Here is a 6,142-nt window from a genome sequence, read left to right as displayed (position 1 = left end):
CCGTAGGCCAGGGCTTTTGAAACACGACCTAGAACGCGCGGCGTTCGGTCCAGCCCTCGGCGGCCTCCAGCTGCGCGGCCAGCGAGATGAGCGTGGCCTCGTCCGAGTCGTGCCCGAGCAGCTGCGCGCCGATGGGCAGCCCGCTCTCGCTGAGCCCGGCGGGGACGTTCACGCCGGGCCAGCCGAGCACGTTCCAGGTCCACGCGTACGGGCAGGCGGCGGCCACCCCCGACTGGGTCCTCTGGTATCCCATCCCGTCGAACGCGCCGACCCTTAGCGGAAGCCGGGCCGTCGTGGGCGTCAGCACGACGTCGGCGTACCGGAAGATCCTGCCGACCCTCCCGCGCAGGTAGGGGTCCATCCTCCTGGCCAGCGGCAGCAGCCTCCGCCCGACGACCCGTCCGATCATCGCCTCGGCCTCGGTCCGGGGCTCGGGCTCGGCCTCGGGCATGGAGTCCAGCCACTCGGCGACGCCGGCCGTTCCCCGCGGCACGAGCCCCAGCACGATGGGCCCGTAGTCCGGGTCGGCCGGGAAGACCTTGTGCCCCAGCTCGGTGAGCCGCCGGGCGAGCCGTTCCACGGCCGCCCGGATCTCCGGGTCGAGCCGCCCGCTGACCCCGAACGCGGTCCGGAACGACACCGCGATCCGCAGCCGTCCGGGCTCCCTCCCGGCCGCCGTGGCGAACGGCGTCCGCACCGGGTCGAGCCGGTGGGCGTCCTCGGGGTGGCTCCCGCTGAGCACGTCCAGGAGCAGCGCCGCGTCCTCGACGCTGCGCGCGATGGGCCCCCAGACCGTCAGCCCGTTGAACGGGTCCCGCCGGGGGAAACCCGAGACCCGGCCCCGCTGCGGCTTGATCCCGACCAGCCCCGTCCAGGCCGAGGGGATCCGGATCGACCCGGCCCCGTCCGACCCGACGGCGGCCGCGACCATCCCCGCCGCCACGGCGGCGGCCGATCCCCCGCTGGACCCGCCGGGCGTGTACTCGGGGTTCCACGGGTTGCGGGCGCAGCCGAACCCCGCCGACTCGCTGAACGGCCACAGCCCGATCTCGCACGTCGTGGTCTTCCCCACGATGACCGCCCCGGCCGCCCGCAGCCGCCGCACCTGCTCGGCGTCCTCCGCCGCCGGCCGGTGCCGCCCCCGCACCGCGAACGGCGTGGTCTCCCCCGCCAGGTCGGTGTCGTCCTTGATCGCAACCGGCACGCCCAGCAGGGGCAGCCGCTCCCCCGCCGCCAGCCGCCGGTCCGCCCGCTCCGCCTCCGCCAGCGCGGACTCGGCCAGCACCACCCGGAAGGCGCCCAGGTCCTCGCGTTCCTCGATCCTCCGCAACGAGTGCTCCACCAGCTCCCGGCTGGAGAACGCGCCCTCGGCCAGCGCCGCCGCCTGCCCCACAAGTCCCAGATCGTCCATGAGATCCCACCGCCACGGTATCGTTCGTTCGAACGAACGATACCGATCCCGGCCGCGATGGGGAAGACTGGATCCGGTGAGCACCCCACCCCGCGACCGCATCCTCCAGGCCACCCTGCGCCTCATCGGCGAGCAGGGCCTCGGCGCCGTGACCAACCGCGCCGTGGCGAAGGCCGCCGAGGTCTCGCTGGGCTCGCTGACCTACCACTTCCCCAGCCAGACCGACCTGCTCCGCGAGGCCCTCCAGGCGTTCGTGGACACCGAGATCGAGCGCATCCGGTCGCACATCACGCGCCTGACCGACGCCGACATCACCCCCGACCAGGCGGCCGACGAGGTGGAGAAGGCGATCATCGAGTTCGCCTACGGCCCCGAGCAGATCGCGAACCTGGAGCTCCACCTCCACGCCGCCCGCGACCCCGACGTCCAGCCCACCGCGATCCGCTCGGTGGACGCCTACGACCGCCTGGCGACGACCATCCTGACGGCCCTGGAGATCCCCGACCCCGACCGGCACGCCCCCGCCGTGGTGGCGATGCTCTACGGCCTGGCGGTCCGCCGCCTGGCCACCGGCGACGCCTCGGCGGCGGGCACGGCCGACGCGTTCCGCACCCTCCTGCACGGCGCCCTGCACAGCGAACGGCCCGCATAGCTCCAGAGCGGGGTAGCGGAGCCATGCGGGCCGGTCACCTGTCTCAATCAGGAACCTCAGTCGGACCCTCAGCCGACGTTCGCTCAACTCTCCAGCCAGTACCTCCGCCGTAGCTCTGCGTTGCTGACACCAAGAACGCTAAGCCGCCGCCCCACCCCCGAGAAGCCCTTTAACCCTCGCTTAGGGAAGGGCTGAGGACGGCTTATTCCGGCAACGTCCGCGACGATCCGGCAGAGTCGATCGCCGAGCCGCTCACCTGCACAAACACAGAGAAGGGACCACCGGAGCCGTCCGGGGCAGTCGACCCCAGTCGAACCAAGCCGACTGGCGTTGGCTCCCCGGGCTGGCTCCCCTCCAGAGCAAGCGAGAGGCCCCACAGCGAGCCAGCTCTAGGGAAACCCCACGGAAGCTGTGACCGACGAGGAGGCCAACCCTAGATCCACACACGTCGATGGGGCCCAAAACACATCCACTCGACCAATCACTTCATTCATTACTCTAATTTCCTTCAGATCTATTCCTAAAATCAATACTCCCGGTCCTCAAAAAAGCACGTCCTATTGCTATTTGCGAATGAAGGTCACGAGCACTCATTGCCATGCTATCCTCGCCTCTTCTGCGCGGGATTGAAAAAACTCCGCCATGGTACTTTCTGCCAACTCTGCCACCTTCAACAATGAATGGCTTAAGCGAATCAAGCTGTGGCGGTATATAGATGCAAATGATTTCCCCTCCACCGAGAGGAATTCCCTCAATGCGCAGATCGTCGATCGGAGGATAAATTCTAGAGCTAATAATATCGTAATATTGGCGAAGGCGTCCACTCTTTGAGGGGATTGGGCGCACCGCAAATAGCACATCACTCCCATTAATATTTTTAGTCACTATGCCGACTATTATGATTCCACCCTGTTCGGCATTGGCGAAACTTGCGACATCTTGACTTAGTTCAAACTTCCATATATCACCATTTCCTTTCAAGTCATAGGCCGACTGTTTTGCATCCAGCCAACCACACTCTTTCATTCCAATCAATTGATCAATTCCTCCGGTTTTTGCAAGCTCGAAAACCTGCCTCGGACTTGATGGATTTTTGTCAAGGTAAAAAACTGAATAACCCAACTCTAGATGCAGGCGCCAGATTTTTGAAACATCGAATTCCGTTGCATCGATTTGCATCGAAAGTTCCCACTCTCTTGCCCCCTTCCCCACCTTTGTGTACGTTTCTCCATCAATCCCTAGAACCTCGACGTTTCTAGCGTTATAGCGTCCTATTGTAGATGCGATTGCGTCGAGCACGACATCCTTGCTGGTAAAACCCGCCGAAGCCAGGGCCATGCCGAGACCCGTAACTTCAGTAGACGTAAAGTCCAAGGAGGAAAAGCCATAGCTATCCCAGGGCAAGGGCGTCGGATTTTCCACCAAAAGTGTGGCGAGAACCGCTTCTCCGGTCGGCAACTCATCATAAATATAACTTCCCGACGATTTCTCATTTGAATCAGAAAATGCGATCAGCGATTTTCCGATATCAAAAATATTGAAAGATTCGATACCTTCACCATGAATGTTGCTAAAGAAACGACTCCCAGTATTACTTACAAAGAAATCGCACTCACCGAATTTAATGGAAAGTAGAGCTCTGTCTGATGCACGCTGGTTCGCCATGCCATCAGTATGCATCGAAAAGCGCCATAGCGCTTCCAACTTCCCAAGATTGGGAACTACCTGCACATATGTCAATCCAGTTCGAGGAAGATAGCATGACTCCGACGAAGTCAGCGATCTCTGGAGAGGGTTGACGCCGATTCCCATACGAGATCGAAGCTGTTGAGATACGTGCTAGCCATGTCGCCGTCTCGCAAGCGGTGAAGCAGCACAATAGGCGCGTGGGACGCAGCCACGCCGTAGATGTGCGGATTGACCAATAGGGCGCGGTCCGCTCGGTAGATCGAGTTGTAGAGCACGGTGTCGTGTAGCCGGACCTCGACGCCGGGAACGGCGAGAAGGGGTCGGTAAAGGACGAGGGCGTTGCGGATCTTCGCGGCCATCGCTTCATTCACACCCTCTTCCGCGCCGCGTTCGGGGACGTGCGCGCCGTCCGGGTCGCCGAGCAGAATGCGGACGGTCACACCGTCGCGAGCTTTGGTGCCGAGAACACGCAGGAGTCCGGAGTCCTCCGCGAGGAATAGGCCCGCGTAGGCCAAGATCCCGATCTCACTGCGGGCGCTCTCGAAATGGCGCTGCCAAGCACTCCGAGGAACAGACCAGCGATGCGGGTAGGTGGCGAGGATCTCGGATGCGGGAGCCTCGGGCAATGAAGCGCGGAGGGTTGCAGCGTGCGGCCACAGGTCGTCCTCGTGCGAGTCCAGGAGGTCAGCCAGCGTCCGGCGGTTCCTGGGATAAGGGAGGCGACCAGCCAGCCAACGGCGGACCGTCTTGAGGTCAACGCCAACACGGGCGGCCACGTCCTCTTCGGTCAGTCGGGCGTCGGCGAGAGCACGACGCAACAACTCGCTCACCGGACCTCCTCGGAGTCTGTGTCACCGGCGACGCTAACACAAGACGTCCCTAGACGTCCCTAGGTGTCAGTAGAGAGGTCCCGGCGCGCGAACGAATCTCTTGCACAAGCCCGCCGAGCCGCCGCAACCGCGCCTGGCTTGGCGAGTCGCTCCGTTCGTTCTTCTGCGTCGAGGAGTCACCATGTCCTTCGACCGGCCGCGCAGCAGCGACCGCGACGACCGACCGCCACGAGCTATGACGACACCGGAGGATGTCAAGCCGTCCGCTGAGGAAGAGGCTCTTGAGGATCTCCGCAACGAGTTCCCTGGTCACCGCATCTGGCGCTCGCCTCGCTGGGACGGGGGTCTCGGGAGCTGGGTCGCTACCCTCCACGACCCACGGCAAGGCGTTGATCCCACGGTCATCCGCGACACGGCTGCCGAGTTGCGCACCACCTTGTTGAAGGAGAAGCGGCGGGCGGAAGCGAAGGGTCAGGAGTGGTCTCGTGACCTCCCCCGGCGCTGAATCGGCCACTGATGGCGTTCCGCCTCGGATCAGCCCCGTCTGTCGGCCGATCCCTCAAGAGAAGCCGGTCATGGCTCTCGTTCCGGGCTGGCTCGGACGGCAGTGGCGTGTTGGACATGCATGTCTTCACCTCAACCGCTTGGAACGCAGCCTTAAGCGCTCCGGTTGGCGAACCGAACGCCGCTACCGCAGTTCCCCGCCTCTGCTGCGAGTTTTCGATGCGGCCGCGCCCACCATCGGCGAGAGCGTCACCGCTGTACGCGGCGCGGTGACGTGGTCGTTCTGGAGCAGCACAGGGGCGTATCTCGCCGACTGTAGCCAGCCCGACAAGGCAGCCGATCGCGTTACGGCTCTCCTGGCTCCGTGGGTGCTCGCTGCTGCCTCGTCCTCCCGCCTCTCGCGCGGGGACGGGAAGGCTCGGCGTCGGGAGGGGAGACGCTGAGCCATCGATCACCGTCCCCCTACCGATGCGCGGGGTTCGGAACCGACCTTCCGAACCCCGCGCTCGTCTTCCCGCGCGAACGCTGAGAGGACCGAAGCATGACCCGCCGTACGAGCTGGGGCGTGTACCTGCGCATCACCGCTGTCCTACGGCAGCGCCTCAGCGACGGCACCTACGCCCCTGGCACCCGGCTCCCTTCCGAGGCCGCGTTGTGTGGTGAGTTCAAGGTCAGCCGCAACACCGTGCGTCGAGCCTTGGTCGCGCTTGAGACGGACGGGCTGATCTCGGTGGTCAACGGAGTCGGACGGTTCGTGCCGGACCCCGAGGCCACTGAGCAGGGCAAGCAACGCCCCAAGCACGAACGCATCGCCGCCGATCTGTGCGCACAGATCAACAACGGCACGCTCGCGCCGGGTGATGCGCTGCCCAGCGAGGCACGGATCAGCAAGCGATACGGCGTCACCCGCTTCACCGCACGACAGGCGTTCGCCGTCTTGGAGGGCGATGGCCTGGTGGAAACCATGCACGGCAAGGGACGCTTCGTACTGCCGAGACGTCCCTAGATGATCCGCCGACGTCCGTGGACGTTCGCCGCCGTGCCCGTAGCGTCGAG

At 64.5% G+C, this 6,142-nt stretch carries 6 protein-coding genes; 3 read left to right on the top strand and 3 right to left on the bottom strand.

The genetic code is table 11. The features are described from left to right. Window positions 1-28: 28 nt before the first annotated feature. Window positions 29-1,411: an amidase gene (locus AKI01S_RS38505; protein ID WP_067829707.1), complete on the bottom strand. Its 1,383-nt coding sequence runs from the start codon at window positions 1,409-1,411 to the stop codon at window positions 29-31. A gap of 76 nt (window positions 1,412-1,487) precedes the next feature. Here AKI01S_RS38505 and AKI01S_RS38500 point away from each other — a divergent pair, with 76 nt between their 5' ends. Then, on the top strand, window positions 1,488-2,063 hold the full coding sequence (locus AKI01S_RS38500) for a TetR/AcrR family transcriptional regulator (RefSeq protein ID WP_067829703.1): 576 nt from the start codon (window positions 1,488-1,490) through the stop codon (window positions 2,061-2,063). Window positions 2,064-2,561: 498 nt separating this feature from the next. On the opposite strand, the gene AKI01S_RS51260 is transcribed toward AKI01S_RS38500, so the two are convergent. After that, window positions 2,562-3,728 (bottom strand): AlbA family DNA-binding domain-containing protein, encoded by a 1,167-nt coding sequence (locus tag AKI01S_RS51260; protein WP_157420468.1) that lies wholly within the window; start codon window positions 3,726-3,728, stop codon window positions 2,562-2,564. Between the two features lie 110 nt (window positions 3,729-3,838). Further along, window positions 3,839-4,582: a helix-turn-helix domain-containing protein gene (locus AKI01S_RS38495; RefSeq protein ID WP_067829700.1), complete on the bottom strand. Its 744-nt coding sequence runs from the start codon at window positions 4,580-4,582 to the stop codon at window positions 3,839-3,841. 181 nt (window positions 4,583-4,763) lie between these two features. On the opposite strand from AKI01S_RS38495, the gene AKI01S_RS38490 reads away from it, so the two are divergent. Together AKI01S_RS38490 and AKI01S_RS38485 are read left to right on the top strand one after the other, a co-directional pair. Further along, complete coding sequence (locus AKI01S_RS38490; RefSeq protein ID WP_067829697.1) at window positions 4,764-5,087, top strand: hypothetical protein; 324 nt, start codon at window positions 4,764-4,766, stop codon at window positions 5,085-5,087. 540 nt (window positions 5,088-5,627) lie between these two features. Then, window positions 5,628-6,092, top strand: a complete 465-nt coding sequence (locus AKI01S_RS38485) for a GntR family transcriptional regulator (protein WP_067829694.1) — start codon at window positions 5,628-5,630, stop codon at window positions 6,090-6,092. The last annotated feature ends 50 nt before the right edge of the window (window positions 6,093-6,142 follow it).

It is taken from the genome of Actinomadura kijaniata NBRC 14229 (assembly GCF_001552175.1).
Classification (GTDB): domain Bacteria; phylum Actinomycetota; class Actinomycetes; order Streptosporangiales; family Streptosporangiaceae; genus Spirillospora; species Spirillospora kijaniata.
Note: the sequence above shows the minus strand (reverse complement) of the source record. Positions and strands in the feature narration are given on the sequence as shown.

Excerpts from the sequence above, each read along its gene's own strand:
- AKI01S_RS51260 (WP_157420468.1), bottom strand. The coding sequence starts at position 3,728 with ATGGCGAACCAGCGTGCATCAGACAGAGCTCTACTTTCCATTAAATTC.
- AKI01S_RS38490 (WP_067829697.1), top strand. The coding sequence starts at position 4,764 with ATGTCCTTCGACCGGCCGCGCAGCAGCGACCGCGACGACCGACCGCCA.
- AKI01S_RS38485 (WP_067829694.1), top strand. The coding sequence starts at position 5,628 with ATGACCCGCCGTACGAGCTGGGGCGTGTACCTGCGCATCACCGCTGTC.
- AKI01S_RS38505 (WP_067829707.1), bottom strand. The coding sequence starts at position 1,411 with ATGGACGATCTGGGACTTGTGGGGCAGGCGGCGGCGCTGGCCGAGGGC.